1 protein-coding gene is annotated in these 1,272 nt (G+C 60.0%); it reads left to right on the top strand.

Annotated elements, in window-relative coordinates:
- The first annotated feature begins 40 nt into the window (after window positions 1-40).
- On the top strand, window positions 41-1,267 hold the full coding sequence (locus CF68_RS34485) for an ISL3 family transposase (protein ID WP_035827975.1): 1,227 nt from the start codon (window positions 41-43) through the stop codon (window positions 1,265-1,267).
- Window positions 1,268-1,272 lie beyond the last annotated feature (5 nt).

Genomic DNA, 1,272 nt, shown 5'->3' on the forward strand with positions numbered 1-1,272 from the left:
TGGTATCGTGGCGGGTTTCAGGTAAAGAGCAACACGAGCGATGCATAGCAAACTGTTTGAAGCAGCCCTTGGCGTAAGCGATCCGTGGTTCGTCCGGGAAGTCGACTTCAACGCGCAAACCAAGACGTTGACGATCCAGATTGACTTTGTCGCCGGCAGCCGCTTTTCCCACCCGGAGGTCGCCGGTGGACACCCGGTTCACGACACGGTGACTAAACGCTATCGGCACCTGAACTTCTTCGAGCACGACTGCTATCTGGAAGTCCGCACGCCCCGCGTGAAGCTTCCCGACGGCCGCGTGGCGTTGGTCGAGCCGGACTGGGCTGGCAAGCTCTCTGGCTTCACGTTGCTGTTTGAAGCCATGGTGGTGGCGCTTGCGCAACAGATGCCGTTTTCTGCTGTAGCCAGAACGGTGGGTGAGTCGTGGCATCGCGTGTACGCTATCTGCGAGCGCTATGTCGACCTCGTGGTGGCCGAACTCGATCTGGCCGGCATGACTGCTGCTGCCGTTGACGAAACGTCCTACAGGCGCGGTCACAACTACCTGACGCTTGTCGCTGATGCCGACGCGCGTAAGGTCGTGTTTGTGACCGAAGGCAAGGATGCTGCCACAGTTGGCAAGTTCGCTGAACATCTGCGCGAGCACAACGCTGCGCCTGAGCAGATCGGGGTGGTCAGTATCGACATGTCGCCGGCGTTCATCAAGGGCGTCGGCGAGCATTTGCCCAACGCGCGCATCACCTTCGACAAGTTCCATGTCGTGGCTCACGCTTCGGCAGCCGTGGACAAGACCCGGCGTATCGAACAGAAGACCGATCCAAGCCTCAAAGGCCTGCGCTGGACGCTGCTCAAGGATCGCGACGGCTTGCCAGCCGCACAGCGTGCCGATCTCGACGCGTTGATCGCCAACGTTACGACCAAACGCACTGCCCGTGCCTGGCTGTATCGCGAGCAGTTGCGCGACATCCTTAAGCGCAAGCAGATCAACGTTGTTTGCGCAATGCTCGAGCAGTGGTGCACGAACGTCATGCGATCCAAGGTCGAGCCAATGAAGGAGGTCGCGCGCATGATCCGCAAGCATTTCGACGGCATCGTTGCATGGACCCAGACGCGCCAGACCAATGGCTTCCTGGAGGCGCTCAACGGCCTGTTCCAAGCCGCCAAGCGCAAGGCCCGCGGTTATGTGAGCTTCAAAACCATGCGCACCGTGATCTTCCTGATCGCCGGAAAGCTCGACTTCTCCGCGATCAACCCGCATGCCGCATAACCCAC

Source organism: Cupriavidus sp. SK-4 (assembly GCF_000611125.1).
Lineage (GTDB): Bacteria > Pseudomonadota > Gammaproteobacteria > Burkholderiales > Burkholderiaceae > Cupriavidus > Cupriavidus necator.